We start from the raw sequence: 21,476 nt of genomic DNA on the forward strand, positions 1-21,476 counted from the left end.
GCGACGGGCCTCCCCGTTTACTCAAGTTAAGTCCGGCGGTGTCCTACTCTCCCACAGGGTCCCCCCTGCAGTACCATCGGCGCTGAGAGTCTTAGCTTCCGGGTTCGGAATGTGACCGGGCGTTTCCCTCTCGCTATGGCCGCCGAAACACCTCATACACACCCCTCAGGGCATGAAATCTGTGATGAATCGACCAGTCAAGCTGGTTGTTCAATTGATACCCGACCGTATATCGGGAACCACATAGTGGACGCAAGCAAAGTGTTTTCAAGATATCGGCTTATTAGTACAGGTCAGCTCCACGAGTCTTTAGTCCTCGCTTCCACATCCTGCCTATCAACCCGGTAGTCTAGCCGGGAGCCTTCACCCTAAAAGGGATGGAAATCTCATCTCGAAGCCGGCTTCCCGCTTAGATGCTTTCAGCGGTTATCCGTTCCGAACGTAGCTAATCAGCGGTGCTCCTGGCGGAACAACTGACACACCAGAGGTTCGTCCATCCCGGTCCTCTCGTACTAGGGATAGATCTTCTCAAATTTCCTACGCGCGCAGCGGATAGGGACCGAACTGTCTCACGACGTTCTAAACCCAGCTCGCGTACCGCTTTAATGGGCGAACAGCCCAACCCTTGGGACCTACTCCAGCCCCAGGATGCGACGAGCCGACATCGAGGTGCCAAACCATGCCGTCGATATGGACTCTTGGGCAAGATCAGCCTGTTATCCCCGAGGTACCTTTTATCCGTTGAGCGACAGCGCTTCCACAAGCCACTGCCGGATCACTAGTCCCGACTTTCGTCCCTGCTCGACTTGTCAGTCTCACAGTCAAGCTCCCTTGTGCACTTACACTCGACACCTGATTACCAACCAGGTTGAGGGAACCTTTGGGCGCCTCCGTTACTCTTTAGGAGGCAACCGCCCCAGTTAAACTACCCACCAGGCACTGTCCCTGAACCGGATTACGGTTCGAAGTTAGATATCCAGAGTGACCAGAGTGGTATTTCAACAATGACTCCACCCGAACTAGCGTCCGAGCTTCACAGTCTCCCACCTATCCTACACAAGCCACACCGAACACCAATACCAAGCTGTAGTAAAGGTCACGGGGTCTTTCCGTCCTGCTGCGCGTAACGAGCATCTTTACTCGTAGTGCAATTTCGCCGAGTTCGCGGTTGAGACAGCTGGGAAGTCGTTACGCCATTCGTGCAGGTCGGAACTTACCCGACAAGGAATTTCGCTACCTTAGGATGGTTATAGTTACCACCGCCGTTTACTGGGGCTTAAATTCTCAGCTTCGCACTTGCGTGCTAACCGTTCCTCTTAACCTTCCAGCACCGGGCAGGCGTCAGTCCGTATACATCGTCTTGCGACTTAGCACGGACCTGTGTTTTTAGTAAACAGTCGCTTCCCACTGGTCTCTGCGGCCTTCAAACGCTTCAGGAGTAAATCCCTACACGCCTCAGGCCCCCCTTCTCCCGAAGTTACGGGGGCATTTTGCCGAGTTCCTTAACCACGATTCTCTCGATCTCCTTAGTATTCTCTACCTGACCACCTGAGTCGGTTTGGGGTACGGGCGATTGGAACCTCGCGTCGATGCTTTTCTCGGCAGCATAGGATCACTGATTTCGTCCGTGAGGACTACCCATCGGGTCTCAGGCTACATAGAAGACGGATTTGCCTATCTTCTGCCCTACATCCTTAGACCGGGACAACCATCGCCCGGCTCAGCTACCTTCCTGCGTCACACCTGTTAATACGCTAAACGCCTCAGCGTAGGGTCGTGTGCTAGGCCAAGACCGTCACCCCGAAGGGATCGAATCAAGGATTCAGACACTTAGCATTACTGGATTGTCTTGGGCGGTTCTTCATCGGTACGGGAATATCAACCCGTTGTCCATCGACTACGCCTGTCGGCCTCGCCTTAGGTCCCGACTTACCCAGGGCGGATTAGCCTGGCCCTGGAACCCTTGGTCTTTCGGAGGACGGGTTTCTCACCCGTCTTTCGCTACTCATGCCTGCATTCTCACTCGTGTGGCCTCCACGGCTGGTTCACACCGCCGCTTCGCTGGCCACACGACGCTCTCCTACCCATCTATACGGCTGGACCACGAAGGCCTGCCTGTAATATAAATGCCACAACTTCGGTGGCGTGCTTGAGCCCCGTTACATTGTCGGCGCGGAATCACTTGACCAGTGAGCTATTACGCACTCTTTCAAGGGTGGCTGCTTCTAAGCCAACCTCCTGGTTGTCTATGCAACTCCACATCCTTTCCCACTTAGCACGCGCTTAGGGACCTTAGATGGTGGTCTGGGTTGTTTCCCTCTCGACGATGAAGCTTATCCCCCACCGTCTCACTGCTGCGCTCTCACTTACCGGCATTCGGAGTTTGGCTGAAGTCAGTAACCTTTTGGGGCCCATCGTCCATCCAGTAGCTCTACCTCCGGCAAGAAACACGCAACGCTGCACCTAAATGCATTTCGGAGAGAACCAGCTATCACGAAGTTTGATTGGCCTTTCACCCCTATCCACAGCTCATCCCCTCCATTTTCAACTGAAGTGGGTTCGGTCCTCCACGACGTCTTACCGTCGCTTCAACCTGGCCATGGATAGATCACTTCGCTTCGGGTCTAGAACATGCGACTCATACGCCCTATTAAGACTCGCTTTCGCTACGGCTGCCCCTCACGGGTTAACCTCGCCACATATCACTAACTCGCAGGCTCATTCTTCAAAAGGCACGCTGTCACACCAACAAGGGTGCTCCAACGGTTTGTAAGCAAACGGTTTCAGGTACTATTTCACTCCCCTCCCGGGGTACTTTTCACCTTTCCCTCACGGTACTTGTCCGCTATCGGTCATCTGGGAGTATTTAGGCTTATCAGGTGGTCCTGACAGATTCACACGGGATTTCACGGGCCCCGTGCTACTTGGGATACTCTCCGGACAGGCGACGACATTTCGACTACGGGGTTCGCACCCTCTATGACTGGCCTTTCAAGACCATTCGTCTATATCGCGCTCATTGCCCTCACAGCTCGGTAGAACTGTACGGAAAGTCCCGCAACCCCGACCATGCAACTCCTACCGGATATCACACATGATCGGTTTGGCCTCTTCCGGTTTCGCTCGCCACTACTAACGGAATCGCTTTTGCTTTCTCTTCCTGTGGGTACTGAGATGTTTCACTTCCCCACGTTCCCTCTACCCGCCCTATATATTCAGGCGGGAGTCACCAGGTCACCCAAAGGGCCTGGCGGGGTTTCCCCATTCGGAGATCCTCGGATCAAAGCTCTATTATCAGCTCCCCGAGGCTTATCGCAGATTTATACGTCCTTCTTCGGCTCCAGATGCCAAGGCATCCACCGTTTGCTCTTAGAATCTTGAAATCACATGAGATTGAATCGTTTCGCCTCCCCTAGAGGAGACAGAATTGACCAATGATCTATAAATAGATCTTTGTGATCCACCGGTAAACCGGTGAATCTAAGATGCTCGCGTCCACTGTGTAGTTCTCAATATACGGGCGGTACCCCACCACCATCCACTCAGGGACGACAGAAAGGGTCCGACAAGAAACCAGACACACCAAACGGTGCGGCCCGGTCCCTCAGGACCCAACAGCGTGCAACATGCCCGCGACACCCCACACCACGTTCCCACCCCACAAGGAGGCGTACTAGCAGCACGACGAATCAACCGGCATCAATGTCAATGTTCCACCCATGAGCGCCACCACCAGGACATACGCCTGACGCGTGACTTGGCACCCTTGATCTCCCTGTATACAGAGGAGAGGTGCACATGCTCCTTAGAAAGGAGGTGATCCAGCCGCACCTTCCGGTACGGCTACCTTGTTACGACTTAGTCCTAATCACCGATCCCACCTTCGACAGCTCCTCCCTTGCGGTTAGGCCACTGGCTTCGGGTGTTACCGACTTTCATGACTTGACGGGCGGTGTGTACAAGGCCCGGGAACGTATTCACCGCAGCGTTGCTGATCTGCGATTACTAGCGACTCCGACTTCATGAGGTCGAGTTGCAGACCTCAATCCGAACTGAGACCGGCTTTTTGGGATTCGCTCCACCTTGCGGTATCGCAGCCCTTTGTACCGGCCATTGTAGCATGCGTGAAGCCCAAGACATAAGGGGCATGATGATTTGACGTCATCCCCACCTTCCTCCGAGTTGACCCCGGCAGTCTCCTATGAGTTCCCACCATTACGTGCTGGCAACATAGAACGAGGGTTGCGCTCGTTGCGGGACTTAACCCAACATCTCACGACACGAGCTGACGACAACCATGCACCACCTGTATACCGACCTTGCGGGGCACACATCTCTGCATGTTTCCGGTATATGTCAAGCCTTGGTAAGGTTCTTCGCGTTGCATCGAATTAATCCGCATGCTCCGCCGCTTGTGCGGGCCCCCGTCAATTCCTTTGAGTTTTAGCCTTGCGGCCGTACTCCCCAGGCGGGGAACTTAATGCGTTAGCTGCGACACGGAGACCGTGGAATGGTCCCCACATCTAGTTCCCAACGTTTACGGCATGGACTACCAGGGTATCTAATCCTGTTCGCTCCCCATGCTTTCGCTCCTCAGCGTCAGTTACGGCCCAGAGATCTGCCTTCGCCATCGGTGTTCCTCCTGATATCTGCGCATTCCACCGCTACACCAGGAATTCCAATCTCCCCTACCGCACTCTAGTCTGCCCGTACCCACTGCAGACCCGAGGTTGAGCCTCGGGATTTCACAGCAGACGCGACAAACCGCCTACGAGCTCTTTACGCCCAATAATTCCGGACAACGCTTGCACCCTACGTATTACCGCGGCTGCTGGCACGTAGTTAGCCGGTGCTTTTTCTGCAGGTACCGTCACTTTCGCTTCTTCCCTACTAAAAGAGGTTTACAACCCGAAGGCCGTCATCCCTCACGCGGCGTTGCTGCATCAGGCTTTCGCCCATTGTGCAATATTCCCCACTGCTGCCTCCCGTAGGAGTCTGGGCCGTGTCTCAGTCCCAGTGTGGCCGGTCACCCTCTCAGGCCGGCTACCCGTCGTAGGCTTGGTGAGCCATTACCTCACCAACAACCTGATAGGCCGCGAGTCCATCCCCAACCGAAATTCTTTCCACGACCAGACCATGCGGCCAATCGTCATATCCGGTATTAGCTACCATTTCTAGCAGTTATCCCAGAGTCGGGGGCAGGTTACTCACGTGTTACTCACCCGTTCGCCACTGATCCGCCAGAGCAAGCTCTGACATCACCGTTCGACTTGCATGTGTTAAGCACGCCGCCAGCGTTCGTCCTGAGCCAGGATCAAACTCTCCATAAATGCTTAAACGCACGACCACCCGAAAGCAGTCGGCACATCTAAAGCCAGACGTGAACGGGAATCGAACACGAACCAGCAAGTTTGAAACCGACAGAACAAATCATTACTGACTTGCTTGTTTGTTTAAATGTATTCCAAAGGAATCCGAAACGAGCATCCGAAGGACACCCGCAACGGGTATTTGGCATTTGACATTGTGCACGCTGTTGAGTTCTCAAGGAACGGACGCTCCCGACACCGACCATCACAGCCAGCCATCGGAGCTCACACTCCACCGCTCCCCGTGGGAGTGATCCAGACCACAAGGCCCAGCACTCACGTCGGAAGCAGAATCAGACCCTAGCTCAGTTGATGGTAAACACGCAACCCGTAAGCCGCGGCAACTTCTGTTTCACCAGGATCAAGCCCACCAGAACAGCTCCGGAAGCATTTCGCTTCCCGCCCGTTCCGGCGACAAGAGGAGACATTACGCGGACCACCCCACCCCCGCAAAACAACCCGCATCCCGGGCGTGTCGCGACGGCCGTGGGCGACAATGCCCGGTCACACGCGCATTCAGCCCACGGTGAGCCCGGCCAGGGTCTTCTTCCCCCGCCGGATCACCGCGAAGCGGCCGTGCAGGAGATCGTCCACGACGGCTCCCGCGTCGCCCACGGCGACGTTGTTCACGTAGACCCCGCCCTGCGCGATCGCGCGCCGGGCCTCCCCCGCGCTCGAGACGAGCCCGGTGTCGACGAGGGCCTGGATGACGGTGGTGCCGGCGGCGATGTCGGCCGAGGGGAGCTCGCCCAGCGCCGCACGCAGCGTCGACTCGTCGAGCGCACCGAGCTCCCCCTGGCCGAACAACGCCTGCGACGCGGCGATGGCGGACTCGGTGGCGGCCTGACCGTGCACCAGGGTCGTCACCTCCCACGCCAGCTCGCGCTGGGCCTCGCGCCGGAACGGCTCGGTCTCCACGGCGCGCTCCAGCTCCTCGATGCGCGCACGATCGAGGAACGTGAACACGCGGATCCGGTGGATGACGTCAGCGTCCTCCGTGTTGAGCCAGAACTGGTAGAACGCGTACGGGCTCGTGAGCTCGGGGTCGAGCCAGACGGCGTTGCCCTCGCTCTTCCCGAACTTCGTGCCGTCCGCGTTCGTGATGAGCGGGGTGCCGATGGCGTGCACGGTCGCCCGCTCACTGCGGCGGACGAGGTCCGTCCCGCTGGTGAGGTTGCCCCACTGGTCGCTGCCGCCGGTCTGCAGCACGCACCCGTGCGCGCGGTAGAGCTCGCGGTAGTCGAAGCCCTGCAGGATCTGGTAGCTGAACTCGGTGTAGCTGATGCCCTCGTCGGAGTTCAGGCGCGCGCTCACCGCGTCCTTCTTGAGCATCGTGCCCACGCGGAAGTGCTTGCCCACCTCCCGGAGGAAGTCGATGGCGCTGAGCGGCGCCGTCCAGTCCAGGTTGTTGACGATGCGGACGCCGTTGTCCCCCTCCGGGCTGAGGAACCAGGACACCTGCGCCTGCAGGCGACGCACCCAGTCGGCGACCGTCTCCGGCGAGTTGAGCGTGCGCTCCGCGGTGGGCCTCGGGTCGCCGATGAGGCCCGTCGACCCGCCCACGAGACCGAGCGGACGGTGGCCCGCCAGCTGCAGCCGGCGCATCAGCAGCAGCTGCACGAGGTTGCCGAGGTGCAGGCTCGGCGCCGTGGGATCGAATCCGCAGTAGTACGTGATGGACGGCCCGGTGAGGAGGGACTTGAGCGCCTCCGGGTCCGTCGAGACCTGCACGTACCCCCGCCAGACGATCTCCTCCCACACGTCCGGGAAGGACGGGTCGTTGCGCTGGGCGGAGAGGTGGGAGGGGATGGTGTCAGGCACTCGACCACGGTATCAGCGGGGTCGCGTCCGGATCGGGGACCGCGACGCGCGTCCACGCGATCCGTCCGGCGGCGGGCGGTGGAGGACGTGGCGCGGTGTCGGTGGCGGCCCGGAGGATCATGTCATGGGCCGACCACAGCATCAGGCCCTGAGGCTTGATCGGGGGAGATCAAGTGCTTAGCCTTGACGTGCGCCGGCATCTCCGCCGACGTGGAGGGGGTCCCGTGTTCGCCATCACCGCCGACCAGAAGTCGAGCCGCCGCGACGTCGACCGCGCGGGCATCATGCGCGACGACCTGGCCGAGCGCTACGACGGGAGGCTCGTGCTCCCGGTCGACCGCACGTCCGGCGACGAGGTGCAGGCGCTCGTCGCCGACGCCGCCACCGCGCTCGACATCGTGCTGTCGCTCACGCGGGCCGGGCGCTGGAGCGTGGGGCTCGGCATCGGCGGGGTGCGCACGCCCCTCCCCCGTGCCACGCGCGAGGCCACGGGCCCGGCCTTCATCGCCGCCCGGGCGGCCGTGGTCGCGGCGAAGCGCAGCCCGACCCGGTTCGCGCTCGCGGTGGAGCCGTCCGGCGGCTCCCCCCGTGGAGCCGTCGACGCCGCGCCCGGCGGCACGGCGACCGCCACCACGACCGGCGACCTCCCCGGGTCCGCCGAGGTCGAGGCGCTCATCACCCTCCTGCTGCTCACCCGCGACCGGCGCACACCCCAGGGCTGGGACGTCGTCGACCGCATGGCGCGCGGCGGCACGCAGCGCGACGTCGCCGCGGCGCTCGGGATCACCCCGCAGGCGGTGAGCACGCGGCTGCGCACCAGCGGGTGGCGCGCCGAACGCGCCGCCGTCCCGGGGCTCGAAGCGCTGCTCGCGCACCTGGACGCGGGCGCGACAGCCGCGGATCCGGGCGCGCCCGTCGCCGGAGGCCGCGCGTGATCCCCGTGGGCTCGCCCGCCGAGGTGACGGCCTGGATCGGCCTCTGCCTGCTCGTCACCGCGAGCCTCGTGCTGGCGATCCTGTCCGCGCGCGCACCGCGCACGGGCCCGGTCGCGGCCTCGGCCGGAGCGCTCGCGGCCGCGCTCGCGCTGGGCCTCGCGCTACTCGATCCGGCATCGCCCCTCGTCGTGGGCTACCTCGGGATCGCCGCGATCGTGCTCGCGGTGCTGGGCGGCGGAAGCGCGTCGACCGTGGTGCTCGCGCTCGCGACGCGCGGATCCGTGCCGCCGGGCGCGTTCGGCGGGATCCTCGTCGCTCCGCGGGGTCACGAGGACGACCCGTCGGCGCTGCGCCGTCCCACCCGCGAGGTGCTGCGCGGAGGCGCGACCATCGGCATGCTCGAGCGGCTCGCCGTCGTGGTCGTGATCCTCGCGGGCTACCCCGAGGCGCTCGCGGTCGTCATCGCCATCAAGGGGGTCGGCCGGTTCAGCGAGCTGGGCGAGGCGGCGGAGGCGCGCGAGCGCTTCATCATCGGCACGCTCGTCAGCTGGCTGTGGGCGGCGAGCTGCGCGGCCGTCGTGCTCATCGTCCGCTGAGGCGGCCCGCACGGCTCACCGGCGCACCCTCGCCACGTGCGCACGGTACGGCGAGACCGTGGCATCGCCCGGGATCCAGAACCGCCAGGGGAAGAGCTCGCCCGATCCGCCGGGTCCCGACACCCCGACGCGCGGGCCCGAGGCCGGGCGCGCCAGCGGGGCATCGGGGAGGACCAGGGCGTAGGGCGGCGCGTCGAGGGCCGCCCCGTCGTCCGCGAGCGGGATGCCGAGCGCCACCGCCAGACGGGCGGGACCGCGCGCGAGATCGCGGTCGCGGACGGTCGCACCCCGGCGGGTCCGCGCGATTTCCGCGCCCTCGATGATCTCGCCGGCGCGGAGCAGGACGCCCGCGCTGGTGCCCTCGGGCCCGCAGACGACGTTCGCGCACGTGTGCATCCCGTACGTGAAGTACGCGTAGAGCCGGCCCGCCGGACCGAACATCGTCGCGTTCCGGGCCCGCTTCCCCCGGAACGAGTGCGATCCGGGATCCTCGCCGACGCCGCGGTACGCCTCCACCTCGGTGAGGCGGACGGAGACGCGGCCCTCCTCCGAGTCGCGCGACAGCACCGCGCCCAGCAGTCCGGGTGCCACCTCGACCGCATCGCCGGCGAGGAACGCGAGGTCGCTCACGCGCGGATCAGAGCAGCTCGCCGTTGAGGCTCGCGACGACCACGACGAAGACGAGCACCGCGACCGCCACGCCCACCACGAGCGGCAGCAGCCAGCGGTGGCGCGGCTCCGGGCGCTCCGAGCGCCCCGGGCGCCCGCCGTTCGAGAGCGTCATGCGGACGCGCTCCCCGAGGCGGTCGCCCGACGCTCGGCCGCCGCATCCGCACGGGAGCGCAGCTCGGCGACGCGGCGCACCAGCTCGGCGCGCTGCTCGTCGACGCGCACGCGCGCGGTGCCGCCCACGCCGTCGCGGCTCGCCACGGATCCCTCGATGACGAGCACCTCGCGGACCTCGGGCACGAGGTGCGGCGAGACACCCCGCAGGTCGTCGTCGGAGAGCTCCTCCAGGCCGACGCCGCGGGATTCGGCCAGCTTCACGAGCTCGCCCGTGATCTCGTGGGCGTCGCGGAACGCCACGCGGTGCTTGACGAGCCACTCGGCGACGTCGGTCGCGAGCGAGAACCCCTGCGGCGCGAGCTCGGCCATGCGGTCGACATCGAAGCGCAGCGTCGCGATCATGCCGGTGAACGCCGGCAGCAGCACCTCGAGGGTCTGCACCGAGTCGAAGACCGGCTCCTTGTCCTCCTGCAGGTCGCGGTTGTAGGCGAGCGGGAGGCCCTTGAGCGTCGCGAGGAGCCCCGCGAGGTTGCCGATGAGCCGCCCGGACTTGCCGCGCGCGAGCTCGGCGATGTCGGGGTTCTTCTTCTGCGGCATGATCGACGACCCGGTCGAGTACGAGTCGCTCAGGGTGACGAAGCCGAACTCGCGCGTGTTCCAGAGGATGATCTCCTCGCTCAGCCGCGAGAGGTCGATGCCGACCTGGGCCAGCACGAACGCGAACTCGGCCACCACGTCACGGCTGGCCGTGCCGTCGATCGAGTTCTCGGAGCTGCGCGCGAAGCCGAGGTCGCGGGCGACCGCACCGGCGTCGAGACCGAGGGTGCTCCCGGCGAGGGCCCCGGATCCGTAGGGCGACACGTCGGCGCGCGCGTCCCAGTCGGCGAGCCGCTCGAGGTCGCGCACGAGCGGCCAGCAGTGCGCGAGCAGGTGGTGCGCGAGGAGCACGGGCTGCGCGTGCTGCAGGTGCGTGCGGCCGGGCATGATCGCGCCGCCCGCCGCCTCCGCCTGCGCGGCCAGCGCATCCACCAGCTGGACGAGCATCGCGTGGATGGTCGCCGCGTGGTCGCGGAGGTACATGCGCACGAGGGTCGCGATCTGGTCGTTGCGGCTCCGGCCGGCGCGGAGCTTGCCGCCGAGCTCGGGACCGGCGATGTCCATCAGGCCGCGCTCGAGGGCGCCGTGGACGTCCTCATCCGCGTCGGATGCGACGAGCGTCCCCGAGCGCACCCGGTCCTCCAGGGTGTCGAGCGCCTGCAGCATGGCGTGCCGCTCGGCGTCCGACAGGTAGCCGGCCGACGCGAGAGCACGGGCGTGCGCCCGGGACCCGGCGATGTCGTACGGCGCCAGCTGCCAGTCGAAGTGCGTCGACCGGCTGAGCGCGACGAGCTCGGGCGACGGACCGCCGGCGAAGCGACCGCCCCAGAGGGCGCCCGCCTCGCCGGCCCGGGAGGACGGATCCGTGCTCTCGGTCATGCGGCTACTCCGCGGCGGGCGAGGACGAGGATGCCGCGTCGTCGGCGCCCAGCGCCGCCTGCTCCACGGCGAGGTCGCGGCGCGCCGAGATCTTGCTCGGCAGGCTCCACAGCTCGATGAACCCCTTGGACAGCGACTGGTCGAACGTGTCGCCGGTGTCGTACGTCGCGAGGTCGAAGTCGTAGAGGCTCGTCTCGCTGCGACGACCGGTGACGACCGCGCGGCCTCCGCGGAGCGTCATGCGGATGTCGCCCGAGACGTGGCGCTGCGAGTCCTCGATGAACGCGTCGAGCGAGCGCTTGAGGCCGGAGAACCAGAGGCCGTCGTAGACGAGGTTCGCCCAGTCCTTCTCGACGCCGCGCTTGTAGCGGCCGAGGTCGCGCTCGATGGTGAGGGACTCGAGCTCCTCGTGCGCCTCGATGAGCGTCATGGCGGCCGGGGCCTCGTAGACCTCGCGGCTCTTGATGCCGACGAGGCGGTCCTCCACCACGTCGATGCGGCCGATGCCGTGGGCGCCAGCGGCCGCATTCAGCTCCTGCACGATGCGCAGCGGCGAGTAGCGCACGCCGTCGATGGCGACGGGGACGCCGGCCTCGAACGTGATGGTGACCTCGGTCGCGTCCCGCAGCACGTCGGGGTCCTGCGTGTACTCGTAGAGGTCCTCGATGGGGCCGTTCCACGGGTCCTCGAGGAAGCCCGTCTCGACCGCGCGGCCCCACACGTTCTTGTCGATCGAGTACGGGCTCTTCTTGCTCTGCTCGATGGGCAGGTCGTGCTCGTTCGCGTAGACGATCGCCTTGTCGCGCGTGAGGGCGAGGTCGCGGACGGGCGCGATGGAGGTGAGGTCGGGCGCGAGCGCGGCGACGGCGGCCTCGAAGCGCACCTGGTCGTTGCCCTTGCCGGTGCAGCCGTGCGCGACGCTGTTCGCGCCGAGCTCGTGCGCCACGCGGGCGAGGTGCTTGGCGATCAGGGGGCGGCTGAGGCCCGAGACCAGCGGGTAGCGCTTCTGGTACAGCGCGTTGGCCTTGAGCGCGGGGACGATGTAGTCGTCCGCGAACTCGTCCTTCGCATCCACGACCACGGCCTCGACCGCGCCGCAGTCGAGGGCGCGCTGCCGGATGACCTCCATGTCCTCGCCGCCCTGGCCGACGTCGACCGCGAGGGCCACGACCTCCTTGCCGGTCGCATCCTTGAGCCAGCCGATGCCGACCGAGGTGTCGAGTCCGCCGGAATATGCCAGTACCACGCGTTCGGCCATGCCGTTCTCCGTTTCCGTTGCTGAGATGTCTGAGGTGTGCGGGCGCTACGCCTGGCGCAGGAGCCAGACGAGCAGGGCCTTCTGGGCGTGGAGGCGGTTCTCCGCCTCGTCCCAGACCACCGAGCGCGGGCCGTCGATGACCTCGGAGGCCACCTCGTACTCGCGGTCGGCGGGCAGGCAGTGCAGGAAGATCGCGTCGTCGACCGCGTGCGCCATCAGCTCGGTCGTGACCTGGTACGCGCCGAGCTCGGCGAGCCGCACGGCTTTCTCCTCCTCGCGGCCCATCGACACCCAGGTGTCGGTGACCACGACGTCGGCGCCCGTGACGGCCTCGACCGGATCCGTGAGGACCCGGACGGAGCCGCCGGTGGACGCGGCGATGCGCTCGGCGTCGGCCACGACGGACTCCGACGGCACGTAGCCGGCTGGGGCCGCGATGCGCACGTGCATGCCCGCGGTGGCGCCCGCGAGGAGGTACGACTGCGCCATGTTGCAGGCGCCGTCGCCGAGGAAGGTGAGGGTCTGGCCGGCGGGATCCCCGCGGTGCTCCCGGATGGTGAGCAGGTCGGCCAGCAGCTGGCAGGGGTGGAAGTCGTCGGACAGCGCGTTGACGACGGGGACCGTCGTGCCCGCGGCCATCTCCTCGAGGCCCGCCTGGCCGTAGGTGCGCCAGACGATGGCGGCGACCTGGCGCTCGAGCACGCGCGCGGTGTCGCTCGCGGTCTCCTTGCCGCCCAGCTGGCTGTTGGCGGTGCTGATGATGAGCGGCACGCCGCCGAGGTCCGCGATGCCGACGGCGAACGAGACGCGGGTGCGGGTCGAGGACTTGTCGAAGATGACGGCGACCGTCTGCGGACCCGCGAGGGGGCGCTCGGACCAGCGCTCGCGCTTCAGCCGCATCGCCAGATCGAGCACCTCGGCCTGCTCGGCCGGGCTCAGGTCGTCGTCGCGCAGGAAGTGGCGGGTCATCGCATCGCTCGCTCTCGGGGGACTCGGGATCGATCAAGCCTAGGGGACGTGCGGGGGCCGTCCGGTCCGGGAGCGGCCCCGCGCGGGGGCGCCGACGGACCGACGACCAGGGGAGGGAACGAGCCGCCCCGCTCCCCCGCGATCAGCGCAGGTGCGCCAGCGCGCGGCCGAACCGCTCGCGGAAGTCGAGCACCTCCGCGTCGCCGACGATGAGCGGGGGTGCGATGCGCAGGCTGCGCGCGTTGGGGGCGTTGATGATGAGCCCCTCGCCGAGCGCGGCGGCCGCGATGCGCCCGCCGTCGTCGTGGTGGAGGCCCACGCCGATGAGGAGGCCGCGACCGCGGACCTCGGCGATGAGCGGGGAGTCGAGGCCGGTGATGGCCGCGCGGATCTCCTCGCCCCGACGCGCGGCGTTCTCCACGAGCCCGGCGTCCTCGATCTCGGCGAGGACGGCGTCCCCGGCCGCGGTGGCCAGCGGGTTGCCGCCGAACGTGGATCCGTGCTGGCCCTTCTGGAGGAGGTCGGCCGCCGCGTCGAAGGCCACGAGCGCCCCGATGGGGACGCCGCCCGCGATGCCCTTGGCGATGGTGACCGCGTCCGGCCGGACGCCCTCGTGCTCGTAGGCGAACCAGCGGCCGGTGCGGCCGACGCCCGTCTGGATCTCGTCGAGGATGAGCAGCGCGCCGTGCTCGCGCGTGAGCTCCCGGGCGCGGCGGAGGAAGCCCGCAGGCAGGTCGACCACGCCGGCCTCCCCCTGGATCGGCTCGAGGATGAGCGCCTGGACGGTGTCGTCGATCGCGGCCTCGAGCGCCTCGAGGGTCGGTGCGATGTGCTCGACGCCGCCGGGCAGCGGCAGGAACGGCGCCTGCAGCGCGGGCTGTCCGGTGAGCGCGAGCGCGCCCATCGTGCGGCCGTGGAACGAGCCCTGGAGCGTGATGACACGCGTGCGCCGCTCGGATCCGTTGCGGCGCGCCAGCTTGAAGGCCGCCTCGTTCGCCTCGGCACCCGAGTTGCCGAAGTAGACGCGGCCGGTGTCGCCCGCGCCCGTGATCCGGCGGAGGCGTTCGGCGAGCGCGATCTGCGGCGGCGTGGCGAAGTAGTTGGAGACGTGCGCCAGCGTCGAGACCTGCTCGGTGACCGCGCGGATGAGCGCCGGGTGCGCGTGCCCGAGCGAGTTGACGGCGATGCCGGCGAGGAAGTCGAGGTACTCGCGACCGGTCGAGTCCCACACGCGGCAGCCCTCGCCGCGCACGAGCATGGCGAGCGGCGGCGGGGACGAGCGCATCATCGCGGCCTGGAAGCGGTCGGACCATTCGCTCTCGGTCTGCGTGGTGCGCCGCTCGGGCTGGGTCGTGGTCATGCGGGCACGACCTCCGTTCCGATTCCGTTCGTGGTGAAGATCTCGAGGAGCATCGAGTGCGGGATGCGGCCGTCGATGATGGCGGCCTTGGGCACTCCCCCGTCGACCGCCTCGAGGCACGCGGCCATCTTCGGGATCATGCCCGACTCGAGGGAGGGCAGCAGGGCGCGGAGCTCGTCCGCTCGGATGTCGGAGACGAGCGATCCGCGGTCGGGCCAGTCGCGGTAGAGGCCGGCGACGTCGGTGAGGATGACGAGCTTCTCGGCCCCGAGGGCCACGGCGAGCGCGGCGGCGGCGGCGTCCGCGTTGACGTTGAGCGAGACGGCCGGGTCGGACTCGTCGGGCGCGATGGACGAGACGACGGGGATGCGACCGGCGTCGAGCTGCGCGAGCACGGCCGTGGGGTCGACGGAGACGACGTCGCCCACGAGGCCGAGGTCGACCTCGACGCCGTCCACGACCGCACCGCGACGGCGGCCCGTGAACAGGCCCGCGTCCTCGCCGGAGACGGCGGCAGCCAGCGGGCCGTGGGCGTTGATGCCGCGCACGACGTCGCGGCTGACCTGCCCGGTGAGCACCATGCGCACGACCTCGAGCACCTCGGGCGTGGTGACGCGGTAGCCCCCGCGGAACTCGCTCTCGATGCCGAGGCGCGTGAGCATCGCGCTGATCTGCGGGCCGCCGCCGTGCACGACGACCGGCCGGAGCCCGGCGTACCGGAGGTAGACGACGTCCTCCGCGAAGGTGCGCGTGAGCTCCTCGTCGACCATGGCGTTGCCGCCGAACTTCACGACCACGATGCGGTCGTGGAAGCGCTGCAGCCACGACAGCGACTCGATGAGCGTCGCCGCCTTCGACTCGGCCTGCGCCTGGTCGCGCTCCGCGGCGTCCTGCGTGATGGCGGTCACGTCCGTCCTGTCTGCGCCCGCCATCAGCTGGCGTACGCGCTGTTCTCGTGCACGTAGTCGTGCGTGAGGTCGTTGGTGAGGATGGTCGCCGTCGCGTTGCCCGCGTGCAGGTCGATGAGCACGTGCACGGCGCGCGGGTGCAGGTCGACCAGGTCGCGGCTCGCGTGCGGCTCGCCCGCGCGGCACACCTCGACGCCGTTGATGGCGACGTCGATGCCGTAGGGGTCGAATGCGGCGCCCGTGGTGCCGACCGCGGCGAGCACGCGGCCCCAGTTGGGGTCGTTGCCGAAGACGGCGGCCTTGAACAGGTTGCTGCGCGCGACCGCACGGCCGACCTCGACGGCATCGTCGTCGGACGCCGCGTGCACGACCTCGATGGCGATGTCGTGGGACGCGCCCTCGGCATCGGCCTGGAGCTGCTCGGCGAGGTCGGCGCACACGGCCGTGAGGGCGGCCTGGAACTCCGCGATGTCGGGCACGAGGCCGGATGCACCGGATGCCAGGAGCGTGACCTGGTCGTTGGTGGACATGCAGCCGTCCGAGTCGAGCCGGTCGAACGTGACCCGCGTGGCCTCGCGCAGCGCGGCGTCGAGCCGGGCGGCGTCGAGGTCGGCGTCCGTGGTGATGACGACGAGCATCGTCGCGAGGCCCGGTGCGAGCATGCCCGCGCCCTTGGCCATGCCGCCCACGGTCCAGCCGGCGTCGGAGGACCGCGCCGACTGCTTCGGCTTCGTGTCGGTGGTCATGATGGCCCGCGCCGCGTCGTCCCCGCCGCCCGCGCCGAGCGCGACGGCCACGCGGGCCACGCCGTCCTCGAGCTTGTCGAGCGGGAGCTGCTCGCCGATGAGGCCCGTGCTGCAGACCAGCACGTCGCCGCTGGAGACGTCGAGCGCGCGGCCGACCGCCTCGGCGGTCGCGTGCGTGACCTGGAACCCGCGGGACCCGGTGTAGCAGTTGGCGCCGCCGGAGTTGAGCACGACGGCGCTCACCCGGCCGTCGCCGATGACCTGGCGCGACCAGAGGATGGGGTTCGCCTGGCAGCGGTTGCTGGTGAAGACCGCGGCGGCCGCCTGCGACGGGCCGGTGTTGCGGACGAGGGCCACGTCGAGCGCGCCCGTGGACTTGAGGCCGGCCGCGACCCCTGCCGCGACGAAGCCGCGTGCGGCGGTGACGCTCACGGGGCGACCCCGTTCACCGGGAGGCCGAGATGCTCGGGCAGCCCGAGCGCGATGTTGGCCGACTGGATGGCCGCGCCCGCCGTGCCCTTGACCAGGTTGTCGATGGCCGTGACCGTGACGACGCGACCGGCGGCCTCGTCGACCGCGAGGCCCACGAGCGCGGTGTTCGACCCCGTGACGTCGGACACGTTCGGGAACGACCCCTCGGGCAGCAGGTGCACGAACGGCTCGTCGGCGTACGCGCTCTCCCACGCGGCGCGCACGTCGTGCGCGGAGGCGCCGGGCGCGAGGCGCGCGGTGGCCGTGGCGAGGATCCCCCGCGCCATCGGCACGAGCACGGGCGTGAACGAGACGCTCACGTGCCGGCCGCCCGCGGCCTCGAGGTTCTGGCGGATCTCCGGGGTGTGCCGGTGGGTGCCGCCGACCGCGTAGGCGCTCGCGGATCCGAGGATCTCGCTCGCCAGCAGGTTGGTGCGGAGCGAGCGCCCGGCGCCGGAGGGGCCGACCGCGAGGACCGCGACGATGTCCTCGGGCTCGATGACGCCCGCGCGGATGCCGGGCTGGAGCCCGAGCGTGATGGCGGTGACGTTGCAGCCGGGCACCGCGATGCGCTTCACGCCGGAGAGGCGCGTGCGCTGGGTGCCGCCCTCCTCGGCGTGCAGCAGCTCGGGGAGGCCGTAGGGCCAGGCACCCGCGAAGTCGCCGCCGTAGAAGGCGTCCCACGCCGCCTCGTCGACGAGCCGGTGGTCGGCGCCGCAGTCGACCACGAGCGTGGAGTCGTCGAGCTCGGCCGTGATGGCGCCGGACTTGCCGTGCGGCAGCGCGAGGAAGACCACGTCGTGGCCGGCGAGCTGCTCGGCCGTCGTCTCGACGAACGTGCGGTCGGCGTACGAGGTGAGGTGCGGATGCACCTGCCGCAGCCGCTCGCCCGCGTTCTGGAAGGCGGTGAGCGTCGTGACCTCGAGCTGCGGGTGGTCGGCGAGCAGGCGGAGGAGCTCCCCGCCCGCGTAGCCGCTGGCGCCCGCGACGGCGACTGAGAATGACATGCATCAAACCTAGCGCCGGTGCCGGGGGCGCCCTGCCGGGAGACGGGCGCCGGACGCTCGCGCGGGCGGGCCCTCCCTGGGGAGGAGCCCGCCCGCGCGGATCGACGCCGCTGCCGGCCCGCTACTCGCGGAGCGCGGCGCCGAAGCGCTCGGCGGCGAGCCGCACGGCTCCGTCTCGCGCCGCGCTGGCCTCGGCCGCGGTCAGCGTGCGGTCGGGAGCCCGGAAGCGGAGCGCGAACGTGAGCGAGCGGGTGCCCGCGTCCACGCCCGGGCCGCGGTAGTCGTCCACGAGCCGGGCGGTCTCGAGCAGCTCGCCCGCCCCCTCGACCACCGTGCCGAGGATCTCCCCCGCGGGGATCTCGAGCGGCACCACCAGGCTGAGGTCCTGCGTGGCGACGGGCATCGACGTGAGCGGGCGCACCTCGACGGTGCCGCCGGCGAGCGCGACGATCCGGTCGAGGTCGACCTCGGCGAGCGCGACGCGCTCCGGCAGGTCGAGCTCCGCGGCGAGCGCGGGCAGCAACTCCCCCGCGAAGCCGACGATGACGGGCCCGTCGGACGTGACGACCTCGACGGCGGCCGTGCGCCCCGGGTGCAGGGCGATGTGCGCGCCCTGCTCGAAGCGGATCTCGACGCCCGCCGCGTGCGCGAGCTGGCGGACCGCGTCGAGCGCGTCCACGAGGCCGGCGCGCTGCGCGGGCGTGCCCGGCTGCTTCGGCACGGCGTCACCGAGGATCAGCACGCCCACGTGGCGCGGCTGCGGCGGGATTCCCGCGTCGAGCGCGCGGAGCGTCTCCGCGTCGGGGCGGGCGGCGCCGGGCGGCATCTCGGGCGAGCCGTACGCGACGCCCGCCGACGGCAGGAACACGGTGCCGGTCTCGAAGAGCGCGAGGTCGGTGGATCCGCGCGACAGGTTGCGCCGCGCGATGTCGACGAGCCCGGGCAGCAGCGAGCGCCGGAGCAGCGGGAAGGCGACGTCGAGCGGGTTGGCGAGCCGGACCGCGGGGGCGTCGTCGCGGTCCGCGGCGCCGAAGCGCGCGTTCTGCGCCTCGGAGGCGAAGGGCGAGCCCATGACCTCGGTCAGCCCGCTCGCGGCGAGCACGAGGGATGCCTGCCGGCGGAGGCGCTGCGCCGCCGTGAGGCCGCGGCCGGGCGGCGCGACGGGCAGCACGGCCGGGATGCGGTCGTAGCCGACGATGCGCGCGACCTCCTCCACGAGGTCCGCGCGGTGCCGGAGGTCGGGACGCCAGGTCGGCGGCGTGACGAGGAGGACGCCGTCGCGCTCCTCGAGCGCGCAACCGACGTCGGCGAGCGCGTGGCGCACCTCGTCCGCGGTGTAGTCCACGCCGACGAGCGACGCCGGGTAGCCGAGCGGCAGCTCGACGGCGTCCGGTGCCGTGCTCGTGTCGAGGACCGATCCGAGGCCCTCCGCGTGCCCGCCCGCGAGCTCCTCGAGGAGCTGCACGACGCGCGCCGCGGCAGCCGGCGCGATCGCCGGGTCGACCCCGCGCTCGAAGCGCTTGGACGCCTCGCTCGGCAGCTTGTGCCGGCGGGCCGTGCGCGCGATCGACACCGGCTCGAAGCCGGCCGCCTCGATCAGCACGCGCGTGGTGCCCGCGCCGACCTCGGTGGATGCCCCGCCCATGACGCCCGCGAGCCCGACGGGCCCGGAGTCGTCGGCGATGACGAGGTCCTCGACGTGCAGCGCGCGCTCGCGCCCGTCGAGGGTCACGAGCGTCTCGCCCTCCGCGGCGCGACGCACCACGAGGCCGCCCTGCAGCCGGTCGAGGTCGTAGGCGTGGATCGGCTGGCCGAGCTCGAGCATGACGTAGTTCGTGACGTCGACCGCGAGCGAGATCGACCGGACGCCGGCCAGCGTGAGCCGCGAGACCATCCACGGCGGGGTGGGACGGGAGACGTCGAGGCCGGAGACCACGCGCGTGACGAAGACCTCGGCCCCGACGCGTCCGCGGATCGGGGCGGCGTCGTCGACGCGCACCTCGACGCCCTGGACGGGCGCGTCGGCCGCGAGCAGCGCGAGCGCGTCCGCGGGGTCGGTGAACGCGGCACCCGTGGCGTGCGCGTACTCGCGGGCGATGCCGCGGATCGAGAACGCATACCCGCGGTCGGGCGTGACGTTGACCTCCACCGCGGTGTCGTCGAGGTGCAGGAGCGCGAGCGCGTCCGTGCCGACCTCGGGGTCGAGGCCGAGCGAGGACAGGACGAGGATGCCGTCGTGCTCCTCCCCGAGGCCGAGCTCCCGGGACGACGCGATCATGCCGTCGGACACGTGCCCGTACGTCTTCCGCGCGCTGATGGGGAACGGGCCGGGGAGCACCGCGCCCGGCAGGCTCACCACGACCTTGTCGCCGACCACGAAGTTGTGCGCGCCGCAGACGATGCCGCGCACGTCCTCGCCGCCGTCGGCCGCCGTGGCGCCCTCGGGCGCGACGCGGACGGAGCACCAGTTGATGGTCTTGCCGTTGGTCTGGGGCTCGGGGGTCGCCTCGAGCACCTGCCCGACGACGACGGGGCCGGAGATCGAGAACGCGTGCACGTCCTCCTCCTCGAGGCCCACCTTCACGAGCGCCGCGTGGACGTCCTCGGGGACGACCTGCGCGGGGAGCTCGACGTGCTCGCCGAGCCAGCTGATCGGGATCCTCACGACTACACCACCATCCCGAACTGCGCGCCGAATCGGATGTCGCCCTCGACGATGTCGCGCATGTCGGAGAGGTCGTTGCGGAACATGAGGGTGCGCTCGGTGCCCATGCCGAACGCGAAGCCCTGGTACTCGTCGGGGTCGATGCCCGCGGAGCGCAGCACGTTCGGGTTCACCATGCCGCAGCCGCCCCACTCGATCCAGCGGGGTCCGCCCGCGGCGGCCGGGTGCCAGACGTCCATCTCGGCGCTCGGCTCCGTGAAGGGGAAGTAGTTGGGGCGGAGCCGGATGCGCGCGTCCTCGCCGAACATGGAGCGCGCGAAGTGCTCGAGCGTGCCGCGCAGGTGCGCCATGGTGAGGCCACGGTCGATCGCGATGCCCTCGATCTGGCGGAACGCGGGCGTGTGGGTCGCGTCGAGCTCGTCGCTGCGGAAGGTGCGGCCCTGCGCGATCGTGTAGACCGGCAGCTCGTCGGCGAGCAGCGTGCGGATCTGCACGGGCGACGTGTGCGTGCGGAGCACCAGGTGCGCGTCGGTCGGATCCACGTAGAAGGAGTCCTGCATCGCGCGCGCCGGGTGGTCGGGCGGGAAGTTGAGCGCGTCGAAGTTGAACCACTCGCTCTCGAGCTCCGGGCCCTCGTTCACCTGCCAGCCCATCCCGACGAAGATGTCGGCGATGCGCTCCTCGAGCATGGTGAGAGGGTGGCGGGCGCCGGCGCGCCAGCGGCTCGGCAGCGCGGTGACGTCGACGGCCTCGGCGACGAGGCGCTCGGCGGCCTCCTGCTCCTGGATCTCGGCCTCGCGGGCCTGGAACGCCTGCGTTACGCGGGCGCGCGACTGGCCGACGAGCTTGCCGGCGTCCTTGCGCTCGGCGGGCGGCAGCGACCGGAGCGACCCGTTCAGCCGGGCGAGCGGGGACGCCTCGCCGATGTGGGCGGAGCGCGCCTGGGCGAGCGACGCGGAGTCGGTGGTGGCGGCGAGCGCGGCCATCGCCTCGTCCACGGCGGAGGCGACGCTCTCCTCGGAGATCTGGGGTTCGGACATGAGGCCCGAGTCTACCGATCGGACGGGGCGCGACCCGCCCTCACGAGGACGCGCGACGGGCCCGCCGCG

Annotated in this window: 14 protein-coding genes and 3 rRNA genes; 2 read left to right on the forward strand and 15 right to left on the reverse strand. The window is 68.6% G+C overall.

All coding sequences use genetic code 11. The annotated features are described in order from the left end of the window. Positions 1-30 precede the first annotated feature (30 nt). From rrf to tyrS, 4 genes are all read right to left on the reverse strand, one after another. Positions 31-147: ribosomal RNA gene (rrf, locus tag AWH51_RS02230) — 5S ribosomal RNA — on the reverse strand. Between the two features lie 116 nt (positions 148-263). Beyond that, positions 264-3,383: ribosomal RNA gene (locus AWH51_RS02235) — 23S ribosomal RNA — on the reverse strand. A gap of 426 nt (positions 3,384-3,809) precedes the next feature. Next, positions 3,810-5,330: ribosomal RNA gene (locus AWH51_RS02240) — 16S ribosomal RNA — on the reverse strand. Together the 16S, 23S and 5S rRNA genes form the textbook arrangement of a ribosomal RNA operon. A gap of 555 nt (positions 5,331-5,885) precedes the next feature. Continuing rightward, the gene (gene tyrS, locus AWH51_RS02245) at positions 5,886-7,190 is read right to left on the reverse strand and encodes a tyrosine--tRNA ligase (protein ID WP_063070513.1); all 1,305 of its coding nucleotides are present in this window, start codon (positions 7,188-7,190) and stop codon (positions 5,886-5,888) included. A 224-nt stretch (positions 7,191-7,414) separates the two neighbouring features. On the opposite strand from tyrS, the gene AWH51_RS02250 reads away from it, so the two are divergent. Both AWH51_RS02250 and AWH51_RS02255 read left to right on the forward strand, forming a co-directional pair. Further along, positions 7,415-8,125 carry a hypothetical protein gene (locus tag AWH51_RS02250; RefSeq protein ID WP_063070514.1) on the forward strand — a complete coding sequence of 237 codons (711 nt, stop codon included), beginning with the start codon at positions 7,415-7,417 and terminating at the stop codon, positions 8,123-8,125. Beyond that, a complete protein-coding gene (locus AWH51_RS02255) occupies positions 8,122-8,721 on the forward strand; it encodes a hypothetical protein (protein ID WP_063070515.1) in 600 nt (199 codons plus the stop codon). Before AWH51_RS02250 ends, AWH51_RS02255 begins: the two co-directional genes overlap by 4 nt. A gap of 15 nt (positions 8,722-8,736) precedes the next feature. Here the strand turns inward: AWH51_RS02255 and AWH51_RS02260 are convergent, their stop codons facing one another. The 11 genes from AWH51_RS02260 to pheS form a co-directional block, all read right to left on the reverse strand. Then, complete coding sequence (locus AWH51_RS02260; RefSeq protein WP_063070516.1) at positions 8,737-9,351, reverse strand: DNA-3-methyladenine glycosylase; 615 nt, start codon at positions 9,349-9,351, stop codon at positions 8,737-8,739. Between the two features lie 7 nt (positions 9,352-9,358). Continuing rightward, positions 9,359-9,505 carry a hypothetical protein gene (locus AWH51_RS16160; protein ID WP_175345449.1) on the reverse strand — a complete coding sequence of 49 codons (147 nt, stop codon included), beginning with the start codon at positions 9,503-9,505 and terminating at the stop codon, positions 9,359-9,361. Continuing rightward, positions 9,502-10,983 carry an argininosuccinate lyase gene (argH, locus tag AWH51_RS02265; RefSeq protein WP_063070517.1) on the reverse strand — a complete coding sequence of 494 codons (1,482 nt, stop codon included), beginning with the start codon at positions 10,981-10,983 and terminating at the stop codon, positions 9,502-9,504. The genes AWH51_RS16160 and argH overlap by 4 nt, the downstream gene beginning before the upstream one ends. 4 nt (positions 10,984-10,987) lie before the next feature. Beyond that, positions 10,988-12,241, reverse strand: a complete 1,254-nt coding sequence (locus tag AWH51_RS02270; protein ID WP_063070518.1) for an argininosuccinate synthase — start codon at positions 12,239-12,241, stop codon at positions 10,988-10,990. Between the two features lie 45 nt (positions 12,242-12,286). Next, entirely contained in the window at positions 12,287-13,210 is a 924-nt protein-coding gene (gene argF, locus AWH51_RS02275) for an ornithine carbamoyltransferase (protein WP_063070519.1), read from the reverse strand. 142 nt (positions 13,211-13,352) lie between these two features. Next, complete coding sequence (locus tag AWH51_RS02280; protein WP_063070520.1) at positions 13,353-14,570, reverse strand: acetylornithine transaminase; 1,218 nt, start codon at positions 14,568-14,570, stop codon at positions 13,353-13,355. Further along, the gene (argB, locus tag AWH51_RS02285; protein ID WP_175345450.1) at positions 14,567-15,478 is read right to left on the reverse strand and encodes an acetylglutamate kinase; all 912 of its coding nucleotides are present in this window, start codon (positions 15,476-15,478) and stop codon (positions 14,567-14,569) included. The genes AWH51_RS02280 and argB overlap by 4 nt, the downstream gene beginning before the upstream one ends. A 23-nt stretch (positions 15,479-15,501) precedes the next feature. After that, positions 15,502-16,656, reverse strand: coding sequence for a bifunctional glutamate N-acetyltransferase/amino-acid acetyltransferase ArgJ (gene argJ, locus AWH51_RS02290; protein WP_063070522.1), 1,155 nt, complete (start codon positions 16,654-16,656; stop codon positions 15,502-15,504). Beyond that, a complete protein-coding gene (gene argC / locus AWH51_RS02295) occupies positions 16,653-17,702 on the reverse strand; it encodes an N-acetyl-gamma-glutamyl-phosphate reductase (RefSeq protein ID WP_063070523.1) in 1,050 nt (349 codons plus the stop codon). Before argC ends, argJ begins: the two co-directional genes overlap by 4 nt. Before the next feature lie 121 nt (positions 17,703-17,823). Beyond that, positions 17,824-20,367 carry a phenylalanine--tRNA ligase subunit beta gene (gene pheT / locus AWH51_RS02300; protein WP_063070524.1) on the reverse strand — a complete coding sequence of 848 codons (2,544 nt, stop codon included), beginning with the start codon at positions 20,365-20,367 and terminating at the stop codon, positions 17,824-17,826. 2 nt (positions 20,368-20,369) lie between these two features. Then, positions 20,370-21,407 (reverse strand): phenylalanine--tRNA ligase subunit alpha, encoded by a 1,038-nt coding sequence (gene pheS / locus AWH51_RS02305; protein WP_043584844.1) that lies wholly within the window; start codon positions 21,405-21,407, stop codon positions 20,370-20,372. Between the last annotated feature and the right edge of the window lie 69 nt (positions 21,408-21,476).

The sequence above is a fragment of the Clavibacter tessellarius genome, from assembly GCF_001618005.1.
Lineage (GTDB): Bacteria > Actinomycetota > Actinomycetes > Actinomycetales > Microbacteriaceae > Clavibacter > Clavibacter tessellarius_A.

What these genes read in the sequence shown, in the direction of transcription:
- AWH51_RS02270 (WP_063070518.1), bottom strand. Translation starts at nt 12,241, where the DNA reads ATGGCCGAACGCGTGGTACTGGCATATTCCGGCGGACTCGACACCTCG.
- AWH51_RS16160 (WP_175345449.1), bottom strand. Translation starts at nt 9,505, where the DNA reads ATGACGCTCTCGAACGGCGGGCGCCCGGGGCGCTCGGAGCGCCCGGAG.
- argF (WP_063070519.1), bottom strand. Translation starts at nt 13,210, where the DNA reads ATGACCCGCCACTTCCTGCGCGACGACGACCTGAGCCCGGCCGAGCAG.
- argC (WP_063070523.1), bottom strand. Translation starts at nt 17,702, where the DNA reads ATGTCATTCTCAGTCGCCGTCGCGGGCGCCAGCGGCTACGCGGGCGGG.
- AWH51_RS02280 (WP_063070520.1), bottom strand. Translation starts at nt 14,570, where the DNA reads ATGACCACGACCCAGCCCGAGCGGCGCACCACGCAGACCGAGAGCGAA.
- pheS (WP_043584844.1), bottom strand. Translation starts at nt 21,407, where the DNA reads ATGTCCGAACCCCAGATCTCCGAGGAGAGCGTCGCCTCCGCCGTGGAC.
- argH (WP_063070517.1), bottom strand. Translation starts at nt 10,983, where the DNA reads ATGACCGAGAGCACGGATCCGTCCTCCCGGGCCGGCGAGGCGGGCGCC.